The following is a 24,273-nucleotide window of genomic DNA, read 5'->3' as shown; positions in this document are numbered from 1 at the left end:
GTCGGCCTCGTGCACGGCGCGGCGAGGCGCAACCGCAACCGCAACGGGGCCGCGGGCGTCCTGCCCGCGGCCCCTGGTGTGTCGGTGGGCGTCGTCTCGTCAGTCGCTCGCGAGGAGGTCGCCCGGATGGCAGTGGTGCGGCGAAAAGAAGAAGCTGCCGGGCACGCAGCGCCACATGCTGGGGTTCGTGTAGCTCGGCGCGATGCGCACGTTCGACGCCTGCTCGTAGGCGTAGCCGGCCGCGAGCAGGCCGGCTTCGCCGAAGGCGCCGGCGACGAAGGTGACGCCGATCGGGTTGCGGCCCGCGCCGGCCGTGCCATAGCCGGCGGGGACCGTGAGCAGCGGGTAGCCGGCGCGGTCCGCGATGCCGACCAGCGCGTGGTTGTTGGGGACCACGATGACGTCGGCGCCGGCGAGGATGCCGTCGATCACCGCCTTCGCCGAGGCCAGCCCTGCGATCCTGTCGGCCTGGTAGGCCGTGAACGTCGCCCCATCGGCGAGGTCGATCGCGGCGGCCTCGAGCAGCTCGCGCTGCTGGTACTTGAGCCCCTCGCCCGGGTTCGCCACGTTGTACGCGATGACCTCCGTGAGCGACTTGGCGCCGCCCTTGGGAATCTTCACGCTCGCGAGGTAGGTATCGAGGTCACGCTTGAACTCGCGCGTCACGATCGAGGGCGGGTTCGGGCTCGGCGTGGGGACGGTCACCGTGACGATGGTCGCGCCGAGTCCCTGCAGAGTGCTCACCACGGTCGGATACGGCGCGGTCGTCGACGAGATCACCGCGACGCGCTTGCCGGCGAGCGCCGTCGTCGAGAGGGCCGCGAGGTAGTCGGACGGCACGGGGGCGTTCCACGTCGCCGAATCGGCAGCGTCGTAGCCCGCGATCACCGAGAGGGCGAGGGCCGCGTCGTACACCGTCCGTGTGAGCGGCCCGGGGGAGTCCTGCGTCTTCGCCGCCGGCAGCACGCCCGTGCGGCTGACGAGGCCGACGGTCGGCTTCAGCCCGACCACGCCGGCGACGCCGGCGGGCGCGATGATCTGGGCCGAGTCGGTGGAGGTCTCGAGGCCGATCGTCAGGGCTGCGAGCCCGGCAGCCGTCGCCGCCGCCGAGCCCGCGGACGAGCCGGCGGGCGTCTTGTCCGTGTCCGACGGCAGCATCACCTGCCCGCCGAGCGACGAGTACCCTTCCGGCATGTTCACGTCGAAGATTCCGTGCAGCTCGGTGACGTTCGTCTTGCCGAGCACGATCGCGCCCGCCGCCTCGAGCTTCGCGACCAGGGTGGCGCTCTTCTTCGGGGTCACGCCCTGCAGCGCGATCGAGCCGCCCGTCGTCGGCATGCCGTCGGCATCGATCACGTCCGCGAGCAGGACCGGGATGCCGTGCAGCGGCCCCTTCAACAGGCCCCGCTTGCGCTGGGTGTCGAGCTTGGACGCCTCCGACAGCGCCGCCGACGGCTTCACCATGCGCACCGCCTGGATCGCGGGGCCCTCGGCGTTCGTCATCGCGATGCGCGCGAGATACGCCTTGGTGAGGTCGTAGGACGTGAGCAGGCCTGCCGCCATCCGCGCCTGGAGCTGGGCCACGGTCGCGTTCTCGAGCACGATGCCGAGGTCCTTCGCGTTCTTCGCCGGCTTGTCGAGGTCGTTGTAGCTCGGGTTGCAGTCGCCACGCTTGTAGTAGGGCGGCCGCGGATCCGTGTTCGCGCAGCGGTACATGCTCGGGTTCAACTCCGACGCCGGCTGGCGCAGCTTCGTGTACTGCTCGATCACGTAGGCGACGCCGATCAGGTTGTACTCGCTCAGCTGGTTGCCGTGGATCGAGACGCCCTGGGCGCGGCGGTGCGTCGCCGTGTAGCCCATCGGGATCGTGATCTGCGGCGTGCCCGCGGTGGCGCCGCTCGGCACCGAGCCGAGGATGGCGAGGAAGTCGTCGCTCGGGTCGTCGCTGTCGTTCGCCATCATGCGATCGATGGCACGCCACTGGGCCGCACGGCGGATGGGCATCGCCGCGCGGTAGGCGAGGTCGTTGGCGCCGCTCGGCGTGACGTCGGCCGCGAGCGCGTTCAGGTGCGAGTTGTTGCCGAACTTGAGGGCCTCGTGCTCGTTGGCGAGGTTGTCGGCGACCTCCTCCGCGAGGCTCTTGATCGGCGCCAGCGGCCCGAGGTTCTCGTAGTAGAGGTTGATCGCCTGGTGCTGCTGGAAGCCGCCCGGCAGGGCAGGCACGTCGCCGACCGCGATCTGCGGGCGCTCGACCATGATCGCACCCGCGGCGACGAGGGCGTCGAACGCGAGCTTCGCCGGCGAGCCTTCGTCGAAGCTGCCATTGTAGCCGATGCGCTTGCCGCGCACGAAGTTGATGTCGAGCGCCTGCATGTAGTTCGGGACGACGTCGGGGGCCTGGGTTATCGATTCGCGCCAGTTCGGTCCGTAGACGCGCTCATAGCCGGCCTCGTTCTTGGGGTCGCGTCCGGACATCGAGTAGAGGTGCATCGCGGCGTTGGCGACGGTGCGGTCCATCGGACCGGCGGTGTCCTGCGAGGTCGAGATCGGGCCGATGCCGTAGCCGGGCACGAGGCCCACCGTCGGTCGGATGCCGACGAGGCTCTGCGCGGTCGACGGGCTGATGATCGAGCCCGACGTCTCGGTGCCGACGGTCAGCATCGAGAGCGCGGCGGCGCCGGCGGCGCCCGAGCCCGACGACGAGCCGCTCGGATTCTGGTCGGCGTCGAGCGCGTGGACGACCTGGCCGGTCAGGTTCGAGAAGCCGGACGGCTGGTTGCCGAAGCTGTTCGCGTACTCGGAGAGGCCGAGCTTGCCGAGGATGACGACGCCGCTGGCGCGCAGCTTCTTCACCACGCCGGCGTCGTCCTCGGGGAACGAGTTGCGCAGCGAGTAGTTGCCGTTCGACGTGTACATCCCCTTCACGTCGATCAGATCCTTCAGGAGGCACGGCAGCCCGTGGGCCGGGCCCCGGACGATGCCACGCTTGCGCTCGGCGTCCATCTGCGCCGCTTCCTTCAGCGCGTCGTTGTTGAGCTGCGTCACGGCGTTGAGGCCCGGGCCGCGCTTGTTGAGCGCTTCGATGCGGGCGATGTACGCCTTCGTCAGCTTGACGGAGGTGAGCTTGCCCTCCTCCATCATCTTGATCGCCGTCGGTCCGTCGAGCCGCTCGAGGTCGAGCGCGGCGGCGAACGCCTGGTGCGCTCCGAGCAGCCCGGCCGCCAGCGCCAACCCGCGCACGACGGCTCCGCGTTTCGTTCTCGTGGACGCTGCGCGATCCGCGATCGCGCGCGCAGCCTCACTCCCGTGACCCATCGCCGCCATGTGCAGCCTCCTGTGCAATGATGCGTTGAGGTCGACGGCGACTGTGGAACGTTCGGCGGGCAGGGCCCTCCCTCGTTCGCGCAGCGTCGACGCGCCGACGGAGCAAGTCACATGCCGCTGCGGATCGCGTCAGGCGCAGCGGAATTCGCCGTCGTCGAACGCGCTGCTCGCAGCGCGTTCACGACGTTGCCTGCAAAGGCAGCGCTGGGGGATTCGTCGGGCGGGGCCGCTCGTGGCGGGGGACCGGCTCGCGCGCAGTTGCTCCCGTCTCGGGGATCCGGCTATATCGCCCGCGGCCGAGGGCCATGGCAGTCAAGGTCATTGCGGGACGTGCGCACGGCCGGCGACTCCGGGTTCCCGGTGGCGGCGGAACGAGACCGACGTCGGGCCTGGTTCGCGGCGCGCTCTTCAACATGCTCGCACACCGTGGATGGCTCGACGACGCCCGCATCCTCGACTGCTTCGCCGGCAGCGGGGCGCTCGGTATCGAGGCGTTGTCGCGCGGGGCGCGGAGCGCGATCTTCGTCGAAAGCGTGCCCGCCGCGGCTCGCGTGCTGCGCAGCAACGTCGTCGCCAGCGGTCTCGCGGAGCGCTCGCGGGTGATGACCATGCCCATGACACGTGCCGTTCGGGCGCTCGGGCGCGAGGGCGTCGTCGTCGACGGGGTGCTCGCCGACCCGCCCTACGGGGAGCACCTCGTCCAGCAGCTTCTCGACGAGATCGAGCGAGCCGGGGTGCTCGCGGAGGACGGATGGATCGCGGTGGAGCACGCGGCGGACGAACCGCCGGTTCCCGGGCCCGGGCTCGCACTCGTGGCGTCGCGACGTCACGGCCGGACGACGCTCAGTCTGCTGGCGCGCGCGACCGAGGACGCATGACGCGCGTCGCCGTCTATCCCGGGTCGTTCGATCCGATCACCAACGGCCACGTCGACATCGTGCGCCGCAGCCTGGCGGTGTTCGATCAGGTGATCGTCGCCGTCGCCTACAATCCCCACAAGGATCTGGCCTGGTTCACGCCCGAGGAACGGATCGCCATGATCCGCGACACCCTCGTCGCGGAAGGCGATCGCGTCCAGGCCGACGCGTTCACCGGGCTGCTCGTCGACTACGCCGTCGCGCGCGGCGCGGCCGCCATCGTGCGTGGGCTGCGTGCCGTCGCCGACTTCGAGTACGAATTCCAGATGACGATGATGAACCGCCACCTGCAGCCGAAGGTCGAGACGATCTTCATGATGGCCGGCGAGTCGCACTTCTACACCAGCTCGCGGCTGGTGAAGGAGGTCGCCAGTCTCGGCGGCGACGTGAAGGGCCTGCTGCCCGATGCCGTCCTGCCGCGGTTGAACGCTCGGGCGCGCGACCGCCGTCCGTAGCCGTCGCCCTCACCGCACGGGTTCGCACATCCGCGCCATCGCCCGCGCCCCGGCATGGCCGCGCCGGCGCCGAAGGCCGCGCGGCGGGCGCATCGGCGAGGCGCTCGCGTGCCTCACCTCAGCGACGCCCGCACCCCGCGATCGCCCCCAGGCGATCGCGGGGCAGGGCGCGAAAACAAAAAAGGCGACGGCTCTTCGCCCTCGCCTCTCTTGTGAGACCGGATCGATGGAAGTCGATCCGCGTTACTTGTGGAAACGCGTCCCGGACGTCGCCTTGTCGGCGGCCGCCTCGGCGCGCGCTGCCGCAGCCTCGACCCGCCCAGCGGCGGCCTCGACCCGACGCGCAGCGTCCTCGGCTCGTGTGGCCGCAGCCTCCGCGCGCTGCGCTGCCTTCTCCGCGTTCTTCTTGTAGCTACAGCCCGTGGAGAGCGAACCGGCCAGGATGACGGCGGTGATGCCAGCCAGTGCCCGTACCTTCATGTTCGGTGACCTCTTCCTGACGTTGCTGGCCGAAGCGGCCTACTTGTACATCCGCTTCGACATCAAGCGCTCGACCTTCTCGGCAGCCGCCTCGGCGCGGGCCGCTGCGGACTCGACCCGACCCGCGGCCGCCTCGGCCCGACGGGCAGCGTCCTCGGCACGCGTCGCCGCGGCCTCCGCACGCTCCATCTCCTTCTTCGCCGAGCAACCAACCGACATGGTGCTGAGCGCGACCATGGCTGCCAGTGCCAAAGCCCGAGTCTTCATACCCGCTCACCTCCTCTGGATGGCGATCAGACCCCACGCTCCCGCGGGGTCTTTCACTGCAAGTTTCCCGCGTTGTGTCATAAACCCGTGCCTCTCGCAACCAATGTCGGAAAGCTAGATGCGATCCGTGTCACCGCGAACACGCCTGCGTTCATGCCGTGTGCACGACCGTGTGCACGACCTCGATGCGCACCATGGAAGCGGCTCTTTTCGCGCGGTGTCGTGCGCTCTTGTGCCTGGAAATATGAAGCGCTTTCGCGCTTTCCGGCGTCCCGCCCGGCGTCGACGGCGGGAAAGCGATCGCGTTGACGGGGCTGCGAAAATTGGCGTAGTATGGCAGGCCGTCAGATGGTTTCGGAGGCGACTTCATGATCGTGATGTTCAAGGTAGGGGAGAAGGTCGTCTACCCGGCGCATGGCGTCGGGGTGATCGAAGGTATCCAAACTCGCGTGGTGTCCGGGTCGGAGCGCAAGTTCTACATGCTCCGCATCCTCGACAGCGACATGACGATCATGATCCCGACCGAGAACGTGAATGCGGTAGGGCTTCGTCGCATCATCGGGAAGGACATGGTCGCCAAGGTCTATCGAATCCTGCGCGACAAGAAGGTCGAGATCGATCAGCAGACCTGGAATCGCCGGTATCGGGAGTACACCGAGAAGATCAAGACCGGCAGCGTCCTCGAGATCGCCAAGGTCCTGCGTGATCTGTTCGTGTTGAAGGGTGACAAGGAGCTGTCGTTCGGCGAGCGGAAGATGCTCGATACCGCACGCAACCTGTTGGTGAAGGAGCTCGCGATCGCCAAGTCCTTCAGCGAGGACAAGATCATGGAGGAGCTGAAGACGATCTTCGCAAACTGATCGTGTATCCGAATTCGTTTCACCTCCCGCGTGCCTAGCGGAGGCGAGGGGCCGGGGCGGTTTCCGCTCCCGGCCCTTTGTGCGTCTGGCGCGGGAGGCCCTCGTTGAGGCTGCCGCTGCGGAAGCCCTGGAGGTCGAGCCCGACCGCCGTGAACCCGAGGCCGCGCAGCGCGTCGACGATGGCGGCGCGATGCGCGAGCACGACGGACATGTCGTCCGGCAGCACCTCGATGCGGGCGGCCCCGTCGTGCCAGCGGACGCGCAACTCGCGCAGGCCAAGATCGCGCAGGACGCGCTCGGCGCGGCCGATCTGCCCGAGCCGCTCGAGCGTTATACGGGTGCCGTAGGGGAACCGGGACGAGAGGCACGGGCTGGCCGGTCGGTCCCACGTCGGCAGACCCAGCGCGCGGCTCGCGGTGCGGACGTCGGCCTTGTCGAGTCCCGCTTCGATCAGCGGATGCCGGATGCCATGGGCGCTCGCGGCGTCGAGACCGGGGCGGTGATCGCCGAGGTCGTCCCGATTGGCGCCGTCGACGACGACCGCGATGCCGCGCCGATCGGCTTCGCCCCGGCAGAGAACGAACAGGTTGTCCTTACAGAAGTAGCAGCGGTCGACCGGGTTCTCGGCGTACCCGGGAACGGCCAGCTCGTCGGTCGGCACGACGAGGTGCTCGACGCCCAGCGCGGCTGCCAGCTGGCGGGCGGCGACGAGGTCGTGCTCGGGGGTCGCGGCGGAGACGGTCGTCAGGGCGAGGCAGCGCGGGCCGAGGACCTCGTGTGCGACCCGCAGGAGGAAGCTCGAGTCGACCCCGCCCGAGAACGCGACCAACGCCGAATCGACGCGCCCGAGGAGCGCGCGCAGTGTCGCGAGCCGCGTCTCGAGGTCGGCCGTCAGATGCCCTCCGCGCGAAACAGCCCCGTGGTGAGGTAGCGCTCGCCGGTGTCGCAGAAGACGGTCAGCACCTTGGCGGTCCCGCCGAGCTTGCGGGCGACGCGGACCGCCGCCGCGCAGTTGGCACCCGACGAGATGCCGACCAGGATGCCCTCGTAGCGTGCCAGCGCACGGGTGTAGTCGCTGGCCTCCGCATCGGAGACCGTGACGACTTCGTCGTAGATGGTCGGATCGAGGTTGTCGGGCACGAACCCGGCACCGATGCCCTGGATGTGGTGGTAGCCGGGCTCGCCGCCCGAGAGCACGGGCGACGCGGCGGGCTCGACGGCCGCGATCCAGACGTCTCGACGCCGCGCGCGGAGCACGGTCCCGACGCCCGTGATGGTGCCGCCGGTGCCGACGCCGGCGACGAAGGCGTCGAGGTCGGGCAGCTGTGCGACGATCTCGGGCCCGGTCGTGCGGCGATGCGCCTCGGGGTTCGCCGGGTTGCTGAACTGCTGCGGCATGTACCAGTCGTCGTGCTCGGCGAGCAGCTCTTCGGCGCGGCGGATGGCGCCGTGCATGCCGCGGGTGTCGGGCGTCAGCTCGAGGGTCGCGCCGTAGCCGAGCAGGAGCGAGCGGCGCTCTTCGCTCATGGTGTCCGGCATGGTGAGCACGAGCCGGTAGCCCTTCACCGCTGCGATGAGCGCCAGGCCGATGCCGGTGTTGCCGCTGGTGGGCTCGATGATGGTGCCGCCGGGGCGCAGCTGCCCGGTACGCTCCGCCGCCTCGACCATCGCGTGGCAGATGCGATCCTTGACGCTGCCGCCCGGATTCGCGCTCTCGAGCTTGGCCCAGAACTCGGCGCGCAGACCTTCGAGCTGCGGGAGGCGGTTCAGCTTCACGATGGGCGTCTGCCCGATGAAGTCGAGCGCGGTGTGCGCCACCTGCGACGGAAGGGGCATGGCGTTGCGGGAAGCCTCGCGTATCGAAGATACACAGCGCGTGCGCGCAGGGTCAATTCACGCCGTCGTGGTTCTCTTCCCGGGTGCGCTCGGTGATCTGTTGCTCGCGTTGCCGGCGCTGCGCGCCCTGCGGCGGCGGCACGCCGGTGCGCTGCTCACGCTGATCGTGTCCGAGCCGTTGCGCGCGTTGGCACATGTCACCGGCATTGCCGACCGCGTCGCCAGCCTCGACGGTGCCGACGCGGCGGGGCTGTTCGGGGGAGCGCGCGCGCCCTCCTGGTTGGCGGGCGCGCCCGTCGTCCACAGCTGGCTCGGCGCGCGCGATCCCGCCATGCGCGCGCGCGTCGCGGCCGCGGCGACGCAGGTGGCGTGGCACGCGGTGGAGCGCGGCGAGGCCGCCGAGCACGCCGCCGTCGCCTATGCGCGCGCCGTCGGGGCTCCGGTGGCGCGCACGGCATTGCGGGCACGGGCGCGGCTCGTACCGCCGCGCTCGGAGCGGGCGGACGCGGCGTGGGCGGCGACGACGTCGCCCGTGCTCGCCGTGCATCGCGGCGCGGGCGCGGCGGCGAAGCGCTGGCGGGACGACGGCTTCGCCGCGGTCGCGCAGGCGTGGCAGGCCGCGGGCGGTAGCGTTCTCGACGTGCGCGGGCCGGCGGAGATGCAGCTTGCGCCGCTCGCCGGCGCGACGCCGATCGTCGACTGGACGCTGCCGGATCTGGCCGCGTTGCTCGCGAGTGGTGTCGTCTGGCTCGGGCACGATACGGGCCCCAGCCACCTCGCGTCGGCGGCGGGCGCGTGCGGTCTCGTGCTCTTCGGCCCGACGATGCCGCGCCGCTGGCGTCCCCTCGGCGCGCTCGACGTGGTGGCGCCGGTCGCGCCGGGCACGCTCGCCGACGTTCCCGCGTCGCGCGTGATGCGCCGACTGCGCGCGCTTGCGCGCCGCCATCCTTGACAGCGCGGGACCCCGAGGTTAGCGTCCGCCAGAACGCAGTTTCGCGTCATCGTCCGCGAGAAGCCGCGACCTGTTCGAGAATCCAAGCGTGTACCGGACGTCCAACGTCGAGAACCGTGAAGCCGACTGCATCGGAGACGCCCGGTGTCGATGATCATCGTGACCTTCGTCCTGGCGGCGCTCGTCGCCGCGCATGCGAGGCGTCCGATCGTCGATCGCGTGTCTGCGCGCGCGCCGCGTCCTGCGCGGCGTGCCCCCGTTCGCTGACGGTGGCCCGGGCGCGACGCGCGGGCGGGCTGGGTGGTCGCCCCTCGCGGAGCGTTGCGCGTTAGGGGGATCGTCATGGCCGACGAACGAGACGAGTCGCGTGGCTTCAAGGTGACCGACCGGCGCCGCTTCTCCGAGAGCGGCGAGGAGCGCACGGAAGCCCCGCCCGAGCCGCCCCCGTCGCCGGCCGCAGCTGAGGCCCCCGACGCGCCGCCGCCGGACCTCGGCGGGCCGGGCGACCCGGAGGCCGACGAGCCGCTCACCTTCTCGACCTTCGTCCTCTCGCTGAGCACGCAGGCGCTCTGTCATCTGGGCGAGATGGCGAGTCCGTTCACGGGCAGGATCGAGCGGGACCTCGTGGCCGGCAAGCAGGTGATCGACATCCTCGGCATCCTCGCCGAGAAGACCCGCAACAATCTGGACGCCACCGAGCAGAGCCTGCTCGATGCGGTCCTGTACGATTTGAGGATGCGTTACGTCGCGTTGGTGCGCGGCGCCGCCAAGGAGGGGGCATGAGCAGTGGGACCAGCCGACGGGCGCTCGTCGCGACCGCGTTGATCGGTTTCGTGGTCGGAATTGGCGTGAGCCTGCGGCTCGATCTGTTCCCGCGCAGCGAGGCGATCAGCCTCTTCGGCGGCGGCGAGGCGAGCGAGCCGGCTCCGCCGCCGCCGCCGGTGACGCTACCCGACTTCGCGGACCTGGCGGCGGCGATCTCGCCGTCGGTGGTGAACGTCTCCACGACCCAGGAGGTGCGGGGGCGTCCGCAGCCCTTCGGCGGGCCCGGAGGTCCGGGTGGCCCGGGCGCGCCGGGAGGTCCCGGCGGCGAGGACGATCCGTTCCAGGAGTTCTTCGGCCCATTCGAGCGCTTCTTCGGCCAGCCGCGACGGCCGTTCAAGGCGCGCAGCCTGGGCTCCGGCTTCGTCATCGACGGCTCCGGCTACATCATCACGAACAACCACGTGGTCGAGAACGCCGACGAGATCATGGTGCGGACGTCGACCGGCAAGGAGCTGAAGGCGAAGGTCGTCGGCCGCGACCCCAAGACGGACATCGCGCTGCTCCGGGTCGAGTCGAACGGCACGCAGCTCGTGCCCGTGCGCATCGGCGACTCGAAGAAGCTGCGGGTCGGCGAGTGGGTGCTCGCCATCGGCAACCCGTTCGGTCTCGAGAACACGGTGACGTCGGGCATCGTCAGCGCGCTCGGCCGGCACATCAACCAGGGTCCCTACGACGATTTCATCCAGACCGACGCCGCCATCAACCCGGGCAACTCCGGCGGGCCGCTCGTCAACACGAAGGGGGAGGTCGTCGGCATCAACACGGCGATCTTCAGCCGCGGCGGCGGCAACATCGGCATCGGCTTCGCCATCCCGATCGATCTCGCGAGCGAGATCATCCCGCAGCTGAAGGAGAAGGGCCGCGTCACGCGCGGCTGGCTCGGTGTCATGATTCAGAAGGTGACGCCGGACATCGCCGAGTCGCTCGGCCTCGAGGAGCCGCGCGGCGCCCTCGTCGCCGACGTCGTGAAGGACGGACCGGCCGAGGCGGCCGGCATCAAGGTCGGGGACGTCATCGTCGACTTCGACGGCAAGAAGGTGAGCGACTCGGCCGAGCTGCCGCTCCTCGTCGCCCGCACCGGCATCGGCAAGGCGGTCACCGTGAAGGTGATCCGCGACAAGAAGGTCGAAAGCGTGTCGGTCACGATCGCCGAGCTGAAGGAGGAGGACGAGGCCGCCGCCGGTGGACCTGGCTCCGCCGACGACCTCGGGCTCGCGCTCCAGACGCTCACGCCCGATCTCGCCGAGAACCTCGGCCTCGACCGCAACATGAAGGGGGTGGTCGTGACGCAGGTCGAGCCTTCCGGTCCCGCCGCCGAGGCGGGCCTGCGGCGCGGTGACGTCATCCTCGAGGTGAACCGCACGGTCGTGAAGGACGTCAGCACGTTCCAGAAGCTCGTCGGCGACGCGGGCAAGGGAAAGAGCCTCCTCTTCCTCGTCCGCCGCGGCGACAACACGATCTTCCTCGCGGTGAAGCCCGGCGGCACCGGGTGATCGTCCTCGGCATCGAGAGCTCGTGCGACGACACGGCGGCGGCCGTCCTGCGGGACGGCCGCCTCGCCGCCTCGGTGGTCTCGTCGCAGGACGCCGTGCACGGGCCGTACGGAGGCGTCGTCCCCGAGCTGGCGTCCCGGCATCACGTCCGCAACGTTCTCGCCGTGATCCACACGGCGCTCGAGCGCGCCGAGGCGACGCTCGCCGACGTCGACGGCATCGCCGTCACGCGCGGGCCGGGCCTGATCGGCTCGCTGCTCGTCGGCCTGTCGGTGGCGAAGGGCCTCGCCATGGGCCGCCGCCTGCCGATGGTGGGCGTGCATCACCTCGAGGGGCATCTCCTCGCCCCCAACCTCGATCGACCGCTCGACGAGCCGGTCGCGTTCCCGTTCCTCGCGCTCATCGTCTCCGGCGGACACTCGGGGCTCTATCTGGCGCGCGCCCGCGGCGACTACGCCTGTCTCGGGCGCACGCGCGACGACGCCGTCGGCGAGGCCTTCGACAAGGTCGCGAAGACGCTCGGCCTCGGCTATCCGGGCGGACCCGCGATCCAGAAGATCGCCGCCGGCGGCAATCCCCGGGCGCTGCGCTTTCCCCGCGCGCGCGTGAAGCGCAGCCGCTTCGACCTGAGCTTCAGCGGCTTCAAGACCGCCGTCTGGCAGCACGTGCGCGCGAACCCGCCCGCCGCCGGCGACATCCCCGACCTCGCCGCCAGCGTGCAGGAGGCGCTCGTCGACATGCTCGTCGAGACCACGGCAGAGGCGTTGGACGCGACCGGCGTCGAGCGGCTCGTCGTCTCGGGCGGCGTCTCCGCCAACGCCCGGCTGCGCGAGCGCATGCACGCGATGGGAGCCGAGCGCGGCGTCGAGGTGATCGTCGCGCGGCCAGCGCTGTGCACCGACAACGCGGCGATGATCGCGCTGGCGGGCTGGCCGCGGCTCGCCGCGGGCGAGAGCGACGGCATGGACGTCGAGGCCGACGCAGCGCTGCCGTTCGGCGCGCCCTGGACGGGGTGATGGGGCTGCGGCGCGAGGCCCGCGAGACGCTCGCGCAGCACGGTCTCCGCCCGCAGCGCCGCTTCGGGCAGAACTTCCTCTGCGACGCGGGAGTGGTGCGGCGGATCGTCGCGTGCGCGGGCGTCGGCCGGGAGTCGGTCGTGCTCGAGATCGGCCCCGGCCTCGGGGCTCTCACCGACACGCTCGCCGCCGAGGTGGGCCGGCTCTACCTCGTCGAGGTGGACCGTGGTCTCGCCGAGCGGCTCGCCGAGCGGCATCGGGACAACCCGCGCGTGCGCCTCGTCGAAGGCGACGTCCTGGCGCTGCCGCTCGAGACGCTGGTGGCGGAGCCCGAGGTCACGGTCGTCGCCAACCTGCCGTACAACATCGCGACGCCGATCCTCTTCCGCCTGCTGGCGCTGCGGCACCGCTTCCCGCGTGCAGTGCTGATGCTCCAGCGCGAGGTGGCCCAGCGCCTCGCGAGCCGGCCGGGCTCGAAGGACTGGGGTGTCCTCAGCGTCCTCGTGCAGACCTGGGCCGAGGTCGCGATCGCGTTCGGCGTCTCGCGGCGCAGCTTCGTGCCGCAGCCGAAGGTCGAGTCGGCGGTCGTCGACGTGCGCTGGCGTGCGGCGCCGCGCGCAGACGTCGGCGATCCCGAGCGCTACCGCGCCCTCGTGCGCGCGGCGTTCGGCCAGCGTCGCAAGACGTTGCGCAACGCACTCGGCGCGCTCGCCGTGGCGCGCGGCTTCGACGCCGCGGCGCTGACCGCGGCGTTCGCGTCGGCGGGCGTCGACCCGGGCCGCCGGGCCGAGTCGCTCGACCTCGCCGACTTCGCGCGTCTGGCGCGCGCGCTCGGAGGCTGACGCCGTGCCCGAGCTTCCCGAGGTCGAGACGGTCGTGCGCGGCCTGGCCCCCGCCGTCATGGGTCGGCGCATCACCGCCGTGACGGTGCGTGACGGTCGCCTGCGGGTGCCGGTGGCGACCGATCTCCCGGCGCGCCTCGCGGGGCGCCGCATCACCGACCTCGGCCGGCACGGCAAGTTCATCCTGGCGCCGCTCGACGACGCCGCCGTGTGGCTGGTCCACCTCGGCATGACCGGACGGCTGACCATCGGCCCCGCACGCGACGCCTATGCCGCGCACGATCACGTCGTCGTCGACCTCGAGGGCGGGGGCCGGCTGATCTACAACGACGCGCGTCGCTTCGGCCGCATCGACGTCGTCGCCGCGGCGGACGTCGCGCGCGAGACGGTTCCGGGCGTCGACGCGCTGGCACCCGGCTACACGCCGGAGCTGATCTTCGCGCTCTCGCGGCGGCGGCGGACGTCGGTGAAGGCGCTGCTGATGGACCAGCGGCAGATCGCGGGGCTGGGCAACATCTACGTCAGCGAGATCCTCTTCCGCGCCGGCATCCGGCCGGGTCGCGCCGCCGGACGGCTCTCGCGCGCGGACTGCGCGCGCATCGTCGCCGAGACCGGCGTCGTGCTCGGCGCCGCGATCGCGCGCGGCGGGTCGTCGATCTCCGACTTCCGCAACCAGGCCGGCGATCCCGGCTCGTACCAGGACGCGCATGCGGTCTACGACCGCGCCGGCGCGCCGTGCCTCGTGTGCGGCGCGCCGGTGCGGATGCGCGTCATCGCCGGGCGGTCGACGTTCTGGTGCGCCTGCTGCCAGCGCTGACGGGCGCTCAGGCCGGCTCGTCGCGGACGTCGAGCAGGTCGCGGAGGGCGTCGCCGAGCAGCTGGAAGAGGAGCACCGTCCCGGCGAGGGCGAGGCCCGGAAAGACGACGAGGTGCGGCGCCACGAGCAGGAACTGGCGTCCCTCGTCGAGCATGCCGCCCCAGGTCGGGTCGGGCGGCGGCGCGCCGAGCCCGAGAAACGACAGGCTGCCCTCCGCGATCACTGCGGCCGACAGCCCGAAGGCCGCCTGCACGAGCAGCGCCGGTGCGGCGAGGGGCAGCAGATGGTGCCCGACGATGCGCGTGGGCGTCGCGCCGAGGGCCCGGGCGGCACGGGTGAAGTCGCGCCGCGCGAGCCGCGCGACCTCGCCGCGGGCGAGCCGGGCGTAACCCGTCCAGCCGAGGACGCTGAGCGCGACCACGACGTTGCCGATGCCCGGGCCGAGGACGGCCGCGAGCGCGATCGCCAGCAGCAGCCCGGGGAACGCGAGGAAGACGTCGACGAGTCGCGAGACGACGACGTCGACCCAGCCGCCGGCGAAGCCGGCCAGCGCGCCGAGGAGCACGCCGAGCGCCAGCGAGATCGCCACCGAGACGACCGCCACCCCGAGCGCGACGCGGGCGCCGCCGAGGACGCGCGCCAGCACGTCGCGCCCGAGCGCGTCCTGGCCGAACGGGTGCGCGGCGCTCGGCGGCCGCAGCCGTGCGTCGAGGTCGGTGGTGCGCGGGTTCGGCGTGAGGAGCGGCGCCGCGACGGCGGCGAGCGCCAGCAGGAAGAGGCCGGTCAGGGCGGCGGCGACGCCGCGCCGACCCCGCCGCCGGCTACGCGGCATCGCGGAGCCTCGGGTCGAGGCGCGCGGCGAGGACGTCGGCGAGCGCGTTCACGAGGACGTAGCCCGCGGCGAGGACCAGCACGCAGCCCTGCACGAGCGGGTAGTCGCGCGTCGAGATCGCCTGCACCATGAGGCGCCCGAGTCCGGGCCACGCGAACACGGTCTCGGTGACGATGGCTCCGGCGAGGAGTGCGCCGCCCTGGAGGCTCGCGACCGTGACGACCGGCACGAGCGCGGTGCGCAGCGCGTGCACGACGAGGACCCGTCCCGGGCTGCACCCCTTCGCGCGTGCCGTGCGGACGTGGTCCTCGCGCAACGCGACGAGGAGGCTCGCGCGCGTGAGGCGCACGAGGACGCCCGCCATGCCGAGCGCGAGCGTCACCGCCGGCAGGACGAGGTGGGCGGGACCGCCCCGCCCCGACACCGGCAGCCAGCCGAGCCAGAACGAGAACACGAGGACGAGGAGGGGCCCGACCCAGAAGCTCGGCAGGCACGTCCCTGCCAGGCTCACGAGACGAGCGAGGCGATCGCCGGGCCCGTGCGGGCGCAGCCCGGCGAGCACGCCGAGAGGCAGGGCCAGCAGCAGCGCGGTGACGAACGCGGCGGCGGCCAGCTCGAGCGTGGCGGGCCAGCGCTCGGCGATGACCTGCGCCACCGGCGCGCGGTAGGTGATCGAGGTGCCGAGATCGCCGCGTGCGAGGTCGCCGAGGAAGGCCGCGAGCCGCTCGACGAGCGGGCGGTCGAGGCCCAGCTGTGCCCGCACCGCCGCCGAGTCGGCGGGCGCCGCCGATTCGCCGAGCATCATCTCGACCGGGTCGCCGGGCACGAGCGCGAGGAAGGCGAAGACGAGCAGCGAGATGCCGAGCAGCGTCGGCACGCACAGAAGGAGCCGGCGCAACATCAGTCGAGTCGGGCCCGCGCGAGCGCGTCGAGCGCGCCGCTCGCCGTCGGCGCGAAGCCGGTGAGGCGCGTCGAGCGCACGACGACGCGGTCCTCCCACCAGAGCGGCACGATCGGGAGGTCGTGCGCGGCGCGCCGCTGGACGCGCGCGTAGAGCCGCCGCCGTTCGGCGGGATCGGAGGCGTATCGGGCGCGCGCCAGCAGACGGTCCATCACCGGGCTCGCGAAGTGGCCGCGGTTGTAGCCGGCCGGCGGCACCATCGTCGAATGCAGCGTCAGGAAGTAGAGGTCCGGATCGCCGACGCCGACCCAGGCGAGCGCCGTGGTCTCGAAGCGGCCGGCGCGCACGTCGGCGAACAGCGTCGCCCACTCGTAGGTACGCACGTCGAGGGCGACGCCGACCGCGGCGAGCTGGGCCTGGATCGCTTCCGCAAGACGTCGTCGCAGCGGCACGCCGGACGTCTTGTAGACGAGACGCAGGCGCGGCGCCGGCCCGCCGCCGTCGGGATCGCGCAGCCCGGCGCGGTCGAGGAGGCGGCGCGCGCGGGCCGGGTCGTAGCGCGGCGCGGGCACCGGTGCATGGGCCCAGTGCTCGGGTGCCAGCATGCCGGTCGCGAGCCGACCGTGGCCGCCGAGCACGACCCGCAGCAGCGTCTCGCGGTCGAGGGCGTGGGCGAGCGCGCGCCGCACGCGACGATCGGCGAGGCGCGGATCGCCCTGGTTCAGCGCGAGGTAGCCGAAGCTGGTGCCGGTACGTTGCTCCACGGCGAGCCCGGGGCGGGCGGCGAGCCAGTCGAGGAGCTCGGGCTCGGGTACGTCCTGCGACAGGTCGAGCCCGCCGCGCGCCAGCTCGAGCACCCGGGTGATGGCGTCGGGAACGACCCGCAGGACGAGCGGGTCGAGGGCAGGGCGGGGGCCCGGCCAGCCGGGATTCGCGACCAGCACGATCTGCTCGCCCGTCCGTCGTTCCCGCACCCGATACGGTCCGGCCCCGACGGCGACCTCGCCCGCCTCGCGGGCTCGGGCCGCGGGCAGGATGCCGAGCCCGGTGGCGTCGAGGAAGGGCGGGAACGGCTCGCGCAGCCGCATCACCACCGTCTGCGGGTGGGGAGCCTCGACGGTCGCGAGGGCGGCCAGCGCCGCCCGTTTCGGCGAGCCGACGGCCGGGTCGAGGACCGCCTCGTAGGTCGCGCGTACGTCGTCGGCGGTGAGCGGCGTTCCGTCGGGAAAGCGGACGTCGTCCCGCAGCGTGAAGATCACGGTCGTCGGGTCGGGTTGCGTCCAGCGCGTCGCCAGGGCCGGCAGGCGATGCGCGCCGTCGTCGCCGCGAGTGAGACCGAGGTGGATCAGGTCGGCCACGCGGGCCGCGGTCGCATCGCTGCCGAAGCGCGGATCGAGGCTCTGCGGGTCGGCGTCGAGTGCCACCACGACGGGTCCGGACGGCGCGGCACCGGGCGCCGGCGCGCACGCCACGGCCGCGAGGAGCAGGGCGCAGAGCACCTGCGCGGAGATTTGTTTGACTCCTCTCGGAGCCCTTTGGTACCTTCGCATGTGGTGCGGTCGAGGTGCAGAGGAGGCTGGGAGACCATGATGCGGACACTCGTCGTCGCAGCCCTCCTCTGGCTCGTTCCGGTCGTCGCGCAGGCGGCGAACGCGAGCTTCCCGCGTCCCGCCAGCATGGAGCACCAGATCCGCTTCTGGCGCACCATCTTCGCGGACTACGGCAAGCGGCAGATCGTCGTCCACGACACCATCGATCTCGACCGCATCTACAGCGTCCTCGACTTCCGCGCCCTCGCGGCCGATCCGAGCATCGGTCCGATCCGCCTCGAGCGCATCGAGAAGGACGCCATCGAGCAGGAGCTGGCGCGGCTGCGGGCCCTGTTCGCGCGCTTCGCCGCCGGCGTCGATCCGGCCACCTTGCCCGCCGACGAGAAGCGCATCTACGACCTCTTCGCGCGCGATACCGATCCGCGCAAGTTCGAGGTGGCGGCGGGCGAGAAGCGGCTGCGAACCCAGCGCGGCATCCGCGAGAAGTTCGAGCACGGCTATCGCACCGCGCGGCGCTACTTCCCGGAGATGGAGCGTATCTTCCGCGACGAGGGGCTGCCGACCGACCTGACGCGGCTGCCGCTGATCGAGTCGTGCTTCAACCTCGAGGCGTACTCGAAGGTCGGCGCCGCCGGCATCTGGCAGTTCATGCCGAGCACCGGGAAGATCTTCGCCTTGCAGGTCGACAACGTCGTCGACGAGCGCCGAGATCCCATCCTCGCGACGCGCGCCGCGGCGCGCTTCCTGCGCGACTCGCATCAGCGCCTCGGCTCGTGGCCGCTCGCCATCACCGCCTACAACCACGGCCCCGGCGGTCTCGCCCGTGCCGTGCGCGAGACCGGCAGCCGCGACATCGGACACATCGTCCGCCACTACGACGGTCCGGCGTTCGGCTTCGCGTCGCGCAACTTCTACGCCGAGTTCCTCGCCGCGCTCGACGTCGACAAGCACCACGAGGCCTGGTTCGGCCAGGTCCCGCAGTGGCCGCTCGATCCCACCCGCGTGCGCGCGCTCGAGGCGCCGATCGGCTTCGAGGCCGCCGCGCGCGTCGCCCGCACCGATCGGAACACGCTGGCGGCGCTCAACCCGGCCCTGATGGACCCGATCCTCAGCGGCGCGCGCGCGATCCCCTCCGGGTATGCCCTGCGCATCCCGGCGGCGGGTGCGAGCGGCTTCGACGAGCGTTTCGCCGAGATCCAGGCCGAAACGCGCGTCACGCGCGTCGCCAGGCCGGCGGCACCGCCGCGCGGCGAGGGCAAGACGAAGAACGCGCGCGCCTTCGCCACCCACAAGGTGACGAAGGGCCAGACGCTGTCGGGCATCGCCCAGCGCTACGGCGTGAGCGTCACGGCGCTGAAGAGCGCCAATCGCATGGGTCGCTCGGCCTCGATCCGTCCCGGCCAGGTCCTGCGCATCCCCAGCAAGAGCTGACGGCGCGGCGGGTAGGCCGTCCCGGTTTTGTGGATCGGGGGCCGCTGGTAGCATCGGTTGCGGCCATGCGAACCCACCCCGTCTTCCTGCGCCTCGAGGGGCGCGCCTGCGTGGTGGTCGGGGGCGACGAGGCCGCGCTCGCCAAGGCCCTGGCCTGTCGCGAGGCCGGGGCCGCGGTCACGATCATCGCGCCGGAGCTGCCGCCGGGGGCCGAGGCGGGGATGCGCTGGCTACGGCGCGGGTACGAAGCGGGCGACCTTCGCGGCGCCGCGCTCTGCTACGCCGTCACCGCCGACGCGGCGTTGATCGCCCGCCTCGAGGACGAGGCGCGGCGCGAGCGGGTGCTCCTGAACGTCCTCGACGTCCCCGCCGCCTGCGATTTCTTTGCGGCCGCCGTGGTCACGCGCGGCGACCTCCAGATCGCCGTCGGTACCGGCGGCGAGAGCCCCGCGCTGGCCGCACGCCTGCGCCGCCGGCTCGCCGATCTCGTCGGGCCCGAGTACGACACCTACCTGACGATTCTCGGTGCCGTCCGCCGGCGCCTCGACGCCGGGCCGGGGCGCGGTGCGGTTCTCGCCGCGCTGCTCGACTCCGACCTCCTCGAGCTCGTCCGTCGCGACGATCGCCCCGGCATCGACCGCTTGCTGGCCGAGGTCGCGGGCCGCGCCTGCACGCTCGGCGCGCTTGGTCTCGAGGCGCCCTCACGATGATGGAGATACTGCTGCTGCGCTGCGCGGCCGGGCTCTATCTGGCCGCGACCGCGGCGGTGCTCACCGCCATCACCTCGCAGCGCGAGTTTCCGACGCGACTCCTCGGCTGGCTGCTCGGCGGCGGGCTCTTCCTGCACGTGGTGTCGATCGTCCTGCGCGGTGCGCAGGTGGCGCACCTGCCGGTCGCGACCCAGGGCGAGGCGCTGTCGATGCTGGCGGCGGTGCTGGTCGCCCTGTTCCTGGTGCTCCAGCGGCGCACCGGACTCCTCGCCCTCGGGGCGGTCGTGATGCCGCTCGCGTTCGGCCTGACGCTCGCCGCGAGCGTGTTGAAGGGCGGGGCGGAGCCGTTGCCGCCGGTGCTGCGCAGCCTGTGGCTGCCGGTGCACGTCGCCTTCGCGTTCCTCGGCGACGCCGTGTTCGGCATCGCATGCAGCGCGAGCGTTCTCTATCTCGTCCAGGAGCGCCGCCTGAAGGCCCACCGCGGGCGCGGCGTCCTGCGCCGCCTGCCGTCGCTCGAGACGCTCGACCGGCTGAGCCACACCTGTCTCCAGTGGGGTCTCGTGCTGCTCACGGTCGCCATCGTGACCGGCATCGTGTGGGCGCACGAGGCGTGGGGGCAGGCGTGGACGGGCGATCCGAAGGTCGTCTTCACGCTCCTCGTGTGGGGCCTCTACGTCGTGCTGCTCCAGGGGCGCATGACGGCCGGGTGGCGCGGGCGCTGGGCGGCGCAGCTCACCATCGCGGGGTTCACGGTGCTGGTGGCGTCGCTGGTGAGCGTCAACCTGCTCGGACTCGGGATCCACGGCCGCGGGTACTGACGTGGAGGGACACGGCATCGTCGTGATCGGACTCAGCCACCACACGGCACCGATCGCGTTGCGGGAGCAGGTGGCGTTCGCGAACGGCGTCATCGAGCCGGCGCTGCGCGAGCTCGTGACGCTGCCGGGGGTGCAGGAGGGCGTCATCGTCTCCACGTGCAACCGCGTCGAGGTGGTGGCCTACGGCGGCGACGCGGCCGCGGCGTCCGACGCCATTCCCGAGTTCCTGGGGCGGGTCCACGGCTGCGGCACGCGGGAGCTGCGCCAGGCGCTGTACGTGCACGAGGGACGCGAGGCCGTGCGCCATCTCTTCCGCGTCGCCGCCAGCCTCGACTCGATGGTGGTCGGCGAGCCGCAGATCCTGGGGCAGCTGAAGGACCAGTACGCCGTCGCGGCGTCGCTCGGTACGTCGGGGCGCGTGTTGCACCGCTGCTTCCACAAGTCGTTCTCGGTCGCCAAGCGGGTGCGCAGCGAGACCGGCATCGCGGAGAAGGCGGTGTCGGTCGGGTCGGCCGCCGTGGAGCTGGCGGGCGGCATCTTCGAGCGCTTCGCCGACAAGACGGCGCTGCTCGTGGGCGCGGGCACCATGGGCGAGGTCACGGCCCGCCAGCTGCTCGCGCGCGGCACCGGCTCGCTGCTGGTCGCGAACCGCACCTACGCGCGTGCGCTCGACGTCGCGCGTGAGCTCGGCGGTCTGCCGGTTCCGTTCGAGCGTCTGGCGCGGTATCTCCCGCTCGCCGACCTCGTGATCGGCGCCGCCGCCGCCGGTCCCGACTTCCTGCTGCGCCGCGGGCAGGTCGAGGACGCCATGCGCGAGCGGCGGCATCGTCCCATGTTCATCATCGACCTCGCGGTGCCGCGCGCGATCGAGCCGGCGGTACAGGAGCTGGACGGCGTGTACGTCTACGACATCGACGACCTCGACGGCGTGATCGCCGAGAATCAGGGCGCGCGCGCCACCGAGGCGCTGCGCGCCGAGGCGATCGTCGATGCGGAGGTCGACGCGTTCTGGCGCTGGCTCGAGGGGCTCGACGTCGTGCCGACGATCGTCGCCATCCGCGACAAGGTCGAGGCGATCCGGCAGCGCGAGCTGGCGCGTCACCTCGCGGCGCTCGGGCCCGTCGACGCGCGCCAGCGCGAGGCGATCGAGCGTCTGACGCGCGCCATCGTCAACAAGATACTCCACGCACCGCTGACCGCGCTGCGCGGGCACCAGGCGGCACCGGGCGAGTCGTTCTACGTCGAGGCGGCGCGCGCGCTGTTCCAGCTCGGCGAGGACGCGCCGGACGCGGCACTCGCCGCCGTTCCCGTCCCCGGCGACGACGACGAGGACGCGTGAGGATGCCCGGGCTCCCCCTGCGCATCGGCACCCGCGGCAGCGCCCTCGCCCTCGCCCAGGCGGGGCACGTGCGCGATGCGCTCGCCGCCGCACATCCCGACCGCGCGCCCGAGCTGGTCCCGATCCGCACCACGGGCGACCGGCTCCAGCAGGGACCGCTGGCGCCCGCCGGCGGCAAGGGCCTGTTCGTGAAGGAGATCGAGGAGGCGCTCCAGGACGGCCGCATCGACTGCGCGGTGCACTCGCTGAAGGATCTGCCGGCCACGCTCGCACCGGGGTGCATGCTCGGTGCCGTGCCGCCGCGCGCCGACGCACGCGACGTGCTGGTCGCGCACGCAGCCGGCCTCGCCGCGCTGCCGGCGGGCAGCCGCGTCGGCACGGCGAGCGTGCGCCGGCGCGCGCAGCTGCTCGCGCACCGACCCGACCTCGCGATCGTCTTCCTGCGCGGCAACGTCGACACGCGGTTGCGCAAGTGGCGCGCCGGCGAGGTCGACGCGCTCGTCCTCGCCGCCGCCGGACTCGCGCGGCTCGGGATCGCGGAGCCGGCCGCGCGGCCGCTGTCGACCGAGCTGCTGCTCCCGGCGATCGGGCAGGGGGCGCTGGCGCTCGAATGCCGCGCCGACGACGCGGCGACGCGCGCCTGTCTGCGCGTCGTCGCCGACGCCGACGCCGAGGTCGCCGTCGCCGCCGAGCGCGCCTTCCTCCACGCCATCGGCGGCGACTGCAACACGCCCATGGCTGCCCACGCCGAAGTCGCCGGCGCACGGGTCGCGCTGCGCGCCATGGTGATCGACCCGGACGGTCGCGAGCGCGTCGAGGCGCACGACGACGCGGCGCGCGGCGACGCCGAGCGGCTGGGAGCGGCGCTGGCCGCGCAGCTGCTCGCGCGCGGTGCAGGACGGCTCCTCGGGCGATGAGCGGCCGCGTCGTCCTCGTCGGGGCGGGGCCGGGCGATCCGGGACTGCTCACGCTGCGCGGCCGCGAGTGGCTCGCCGCCGCCGACGTCGTCGTCTGCGACTATCTCGTCCATGGCCGCCTGCTCGAGGCCGTGCGGCCCGAGGCCGAGGTGATCCGCGTCGGCTCCTCGCACGGCGATCCGCACCGCCTCTCGCAGCAGGCGATCGAGGCGTTGCTGATCGCGCGGGCACGCGAGGGCAAGCTCGTCGTGCGCCTCAAGAACGGCGACCCGTTCCTCTTCGGACGCGGCGGCGAGGAGGCCACGGCGCTGCGCGCGGCGGCCGTGCCGTTCGAGGTCGTGTCCGGGGTTACGTCGGCGCTCGCGGTGCCGGCCTGGGCGGGCATCCCCGTCACGCACCGCGCCCACGCGTCGCTGGTGACGATCGCGACCGGGCACCAGGCCGCGACGCCCGACGTCCCGAGCGCGCCCCCCCAGCTGCCGTGGGAGCTCCTCGCCCGGCTCGGCGGGACGCTCGTCTTCCTGATGGGCATCCGCCACCTCGAAGCCATCCTCGAGCGCCTGCTCGCAGGCGGACTCGATCCGGCGATGCCCGCTGCCGTCGTCGAGCGCGGCACGCTCGGCACCCAGCGCACCGTGGTCGCGACCGCGGCGACGCTCGCGGAGCAGGCCCGCACCGCCGCCGTGCGCGCCCCGGCGGTGCTGGTGATCGGCCGGGTGGTCGAGCTGCGCGAGCAGGTCGCCTGGGTGACGGATCGGCCGCTGCTCGGGCGTCGCATCGTGGTCACGCGCCCGCGCGACCAGGCGCCCGAGCTGGCGCGTCTCCTCGAGGCATGCGGCGCGGAGGTTCTCGTCGCGCCCACGATCGTGCTCGATCCGCCCGTCGATCCCGCCCCGCTCGAGCGCGCGGTCGCCGCGGCGGACGCGTACGATTGGATCGTCTTCACGAGCGCCAACGGCGTGCGCGCATTCTTCGCCCGCTACGACGCCCCCGCGCTGCCGGTCTTCACGGTCGGCCAGGCGACGGCGCAGGTGGCCCACGCCTCGGGCTTCCGCACCGTGGTCAGCGCCGACGGGACCGGCGAGGACCTGGCCGACCTGCTGGCGCGGCGGCTGCATCCCGACGACGGGGCGATCCTGCACCCCGCCGCCGAGACGGTGTCCTTCAGCCTGGCCGCGGCGCTGGAGCCGCTGGGGTTCGAGGTGCGCGAGATCGCCGTGTACCGCGCGCTGGTCGCGACCGAGCTGCCGCCCACCGCCGTACGCGCACTGTCCGAGCATTCGGCGGACGGCATCCTGTTTTTTTCCGTTCGCACCGCCGCGCAGTTTGTTACGCTGGCGCAGAAGGCGAAGCTGCAACCCGCCCTCGTCTCCGTGACCGCCTTCGCGCTCAGCGACCAGATCGCGCGCGCGCTCCGCATCGTACGCTGGCGTACGGTACGCATCGCGGAACGGCCGGACCTGGGCGGGCTGCTGGACGCCGTGGATCAGAGCCAGGGCCTCTAGCGTTCCGGCCGCGCCGGCCCCCGCGGCGGATCGCCGTCGACGCACCGGGCCGAAGCCAGAGGAACCGCGCAATGGCGCCGCCTCCATCATCGACCCAGGACCCCCCGGGCGAGCCCGATCGCTCCGCCGGCGACGCCGCGCCGGATGCGCCCGGCCCGGCCGAGCGAATCATCCAGGCCTTCGGCG

General features: G+C 72.6%; 24 protein-coding genes. 15 read left to right on the top strand and 9 right to left on the bottom strand.

Features of this window, described 5'->3' with window-relative positions:
- Positions 1 to 99: 99 nt before the first annotated feature.
- On the bottom strand, positions 100 to 3,240 hold the full coding sequence (locus KIT14_20455) for a hypothetical protein (GenBank protein MCW5892892.1): 3,141 nt from the start codon (positions 3,238 to 3,240) through the stop codon (positions 100 to 102).
- A 389-nt stretch (positions 3,241 to 3,629) separates the two neighbouring features.
- On the opposite strand from KIT14_20455, the gene rsmD reads away from it, so the two are divergent.
- Both rsmD and coaD read left to right on the top strand, forming a co-directional pair.
- Positions 3,630 to 4,202, top strand: coding sequence for a 16S rRNA (guanine(966)-N(2))-methyltransferase RsmD (rsmD, locus tag KIT14_20450; GenBank protein MCW5892891.1), 573 nt, complete (start codon positions 3,630 to 3,632; stop codon positions 4,200 to 4,202).
- Positions 4,199 to 4,696, top strand: coding sequence for a pantetheine-phosphate adenylyltransferase (coaD, locus tag KIT14_20445; GenBank protein ID MCW5892890.1), 498 nt, complete (start codon positions 4,199 to 4,201; stop codon positions 4,694 to 4,696). The genes rsmD and coaD overlap by 4 nt, the downstream gene beginning before the upstream one ends.
- A gap of 243 nt (positions 4,697 to 4,939) precedes the next feature.
- Here coaD and KIT14_20440 read toward each other — a convergent pair whose 3' ends face one another.
- The 3 genes from KIT14_20440 to KIT14_20430 form a co-directional block, all read right to left on the bottom strand.
- Positions 4,940 to 5,176, bottom strand: a complete 237-nt coding sequence (locus tag KIT14_20440) for a hypothetical protein (protein MCW5892889.1) — start codon at positions 5,174 to 5,176, stop codon at positions 4,940 to 4,942.
- Positions 5,177 to 5,215: 39 nt separating this feature from the next.
- Complete coding sequence (locus tag KIT14_20435; GenBank protein ID MCW5892888.1) at positions 5,216 to 5,413, bottom strand: hypothetical protein; 198 nt, start codon at positions 5,411 to 5,413, stop codon at positions 5,216 to 5,218.
- A gap of 181 nt (positions 5,414 to 5,594) precedes the next feature.
- Entirely contained in the window at positions 5,595 to 5,828 is a 234-nt protein-coding gene (locus KIT14_20430; protein MCW5892887.1) for a hypothetical protein, read from the bottom strand.
- On the opposite strand from KIT14_20430, the gene KIT14_20425 reads away from it, so the two are divergent.
- On the top strand, positions 5,812 to 6,303 hold the full coding sequence (locus KIT14_20425; GenBank protein ID MCW5892886.1) for a CarD family transcriptional regulator: 492 nt from the start codon (positions 5,812 to 5,814) through the stop codon (positions 6,301 to 6,303). The genes KIT14_20430 and KIT14_20425 overlap by 17 nt on opposite strands.
- Before the next feature lie 34 nt (positions 6,304 to 6,337).
- Here the strand turns inward: KIT14_20425 and larE are convergent, their stop codons facing one another.
- Complete coding sequence (larE, locus tag KIT14_20420; protein MCW5892885.1) at positions 6,338 to 7,198, bottom strand: ATP-dependent sacrificial sulfur transferase LarE; 861 nt, start codon at positions 7,196 to 7,198, stop codon at positions 6,338 to 6,340.
- A complete protein-coding gene (gene cysK, locus KIT14_20415; protein MCW5892884.1) occupies positions 7,195 to 8,139 on the bottom strand; it encodes a cysteine synthase A in 945 nt (314 codons plus the stop codon). Before cysK ends, larE begins: the two co-directional genes overlap by 4 nt.
- A 40-nt stretch (positions 8,140 to 8,179) precedes the next feature.
- On the opposite strand from cysK, the gene KIT14_20410 reads away from it, so the two are divergent.
- The 6 genes from KIT14_20410 (at position 8,180) to mutM (ending at position 14,084) form a co-directional block, all read left to right on the top strand.
- Positions 8,180 to 9,091, top strand: coding sequence for a hypothetical protein (locus KIT14_20410; GenBank protein MCW5892883.1), 912 nt, complete (start codon positions 8,180 to 8,182; stop codon positions 9,089 to 9,091).
- A 342-nt stretch (positions 9,092 to 9,433) separates the two neighbouring features.
- Complete coding sequence (locus KIT14_20405) at positions 9,434 to 9,874, top strand: DUF1844 domain-containing protein (protein ID MCW5892882.1); 441 nt, start codon at positions 9,434 to 9,436, stop codon at positions 9,872 to 9,874.
- Entirely contained in the window at positions 9,871 to 11,409 is a 1,539-nt protein-coding gene (locus KIT14_20400) for a DegQ family serine endoprotease (protein ID MCW5892881.1), read from the top strand. Before KIT14_20405 ends, KIT14_20400 begins: the two co-directional genes overlap by 4 nt.
- Positions 11,406 to 12,425: a tRNA (adenosine(37)-N6)-threonylcarbamoyltransferase complex transferase subunit TsaD gene (gene tsaD / locus KIT14_20395; protein MCW5892880.1), complete on the top strand. Its 1,020-nt coding sequence runs from the start codon at positions 11,406 to 11,408 to the stop codon at positions 12,423 to 12,425. The genes KIT14_20400 and tsaD overlap by 4 nt, the downstream gene beginning before the upstream one ends.
- Positions 12,425 to 13,267 carry a 16S rRNA (adenine(1518)-N(6)/adenine(1519)-N(6))-dimethyltransferase RsmA gene (gene rsmA, locus KIT14_20390; protein ID MCW5892879.1) on the top strand — a complete coding sequence of 281 codons (843 nt, stop codon included), beginning with the start codon at positions 12,425 to 12,427 and terminating at the stop codon, positions 13,265 to 13,267. Before tsaD ends, rsmA begins: the two co-directional genes overlap by 1 nt.
- Positions 13,268 to 13,271: 4 nt before the next feature.
- Complete coding sequence (mutM, locus tag KIT14_20385) at positions 13,272 to 14,084, top strand: bifunctional DNA-formamidopyrimidine glycosylase/DNA-(apurinic or apyrimidinic site) lyase (GenBank protein ID MCW5892878.1); 813 nt, start codon at positions 13,272 to 13,274, stop codon at positions 14,082 to 14,084.
- Positions 14,085 to 14,091: 7 nt separating this feature from the next.
- Here mutM and KIT14_20380 read toward each other — a convergent pair whose 3' ends face one another.
- Genes KIT14_20380 through KIT14_20370 form a run of 3 tightly spaced genes read right to left on the bottom strand, consistent with a single transcriptional unit; the run spans position 14,092 to position 17,244 of the window.
- A complete protein-coding gene (locus KIT14_20380) occupies positions 14,092 to 14,916 on the bottom strand; it encodes an ABC transporter permease (GenBank protein MCW5892877.1) in 825 nt (274 codons plus the stop codon).
- A complete protein-coding gene (locus KIT14_20375) occupies positions 14,906 to 15,817 on the bottom strand; it encodes an ABC transporter permease (protein ID MCW5892876.1) in 912 nt (303 codons plus the stop codon). Before KIT14_20375 ends, KIT14_20380 begins: the two co-directional genes overlap by 11 nt.
- Entirely contained in the window at positions 15,817 to 17,244 is a 1,428-nt protein-coding gene (locus tag KIT14_20370; GenBank protein MCW5892875.1) for an ABC transporter substrate-binding protein, read from the bottom strand. The genes KIT14_20375 and KIT14_20370 overlap by 1 nt, the downstream gene beginning before the upstream one ends.
- A 159-nt stretch (positions 17,245 to 17,403) precedes the next feature.
- Between KIT14_20370 and KIT14_20365 the strand changes: the two genes are divergently transcribed.
- The 6 genes from KIT14_20365 to cobA all read left to right on the top strand — a co-directional run bounded on the left by KIT14_20365 (position 17,404) and on the right by cobA (position 24,087).
- Complete coding sequence (locus KIT14_20365) at positions 17,404 to 18,798, top strand: transglycosylase SLT domain-containing protein (GenBank protein MCW5892874.1); 1,395 nt, start codon at positions 17,404 to 17,406, stop codon at positions 18,796 to 18,798.
- Positions 18,799 to 18,863: 65 nt separating this feature from the next.
- Complete coding sequence (locus KIT14_20360) at positions 18,864 to 19,508, top strand: bifunctional precorrin-2 dehydrogenase/sirohydrochlorin ferrochelatase (protein ID MCW5892873.1); 645 nt, start codon at positions 18,864 to 18,866, stop codon at positions 19,506 to 19,508.
- A complete protein-coding gene (gene ccsA, locus KIT14_20355; protein ID MCW5892872.1) occupies positions 19,505 to 20,326 on the top strand; it encodes a cytochrome c biogenesis protein CcsA in 822 nt (273 codons plus the stop codon). Before KIT14_20360 ends, ccsA begins: the two co-directional genes overlap by 4 nt.
- Position 20,327: 1 nt before the next feature.
- Entirely contained in the window at positions 20,328 to 21,665 is a 1,338-nt protein-coding gene (gene hemA, locus KIT14_20350) for a glutamyl-tRNA reductase (GenBank protein MCW5892871.1), read from the top strand.
- A 2-nt stretch (positions 21,666 to 21,667) separates the two neighbouring features.
- Positions 21,668 to 22,582: a hydroxymethylbilane synthase gene (gene hemC, locus KIT14_20345; protein ID MCW5892870.1), complete on the top strand. Its 915-nt coding sequence runs from the start codon at positions 21,668 to 21,670 to the stop codon at positions 22,580 to 22,582.
- Positions 22,579 to 24,087: a uroporphyrinogen-III C-methyltransferase gene (gene cobA / locus KIT14_20340; protein ID MCW5892869.1), complete on the top strand. Its 1,509-nt coding sequence runs from the start codon at positions 22,579 to 22,581 to the stop codon at positions 24,085 to 24,087. Before hemC ends, cobA begins: the two co-directional genes overlap by 4 nt.
- Positions 24,088 to 24,273: the final 186 nt, after the last annotated feature.

Source organism: bacterium (assembly GCA_026129405.1).
Taxonomy (GTDB): domain Bacteria; phylum Desulfobacterota; class Binatia; order DP-6; family DP-6; genus JAHCID01.
The sequence above is the reverse complement of the archived record's forward strand: the minus strand, read 5'-3'. Positions and strand labels throughout refer to the sequence as shown.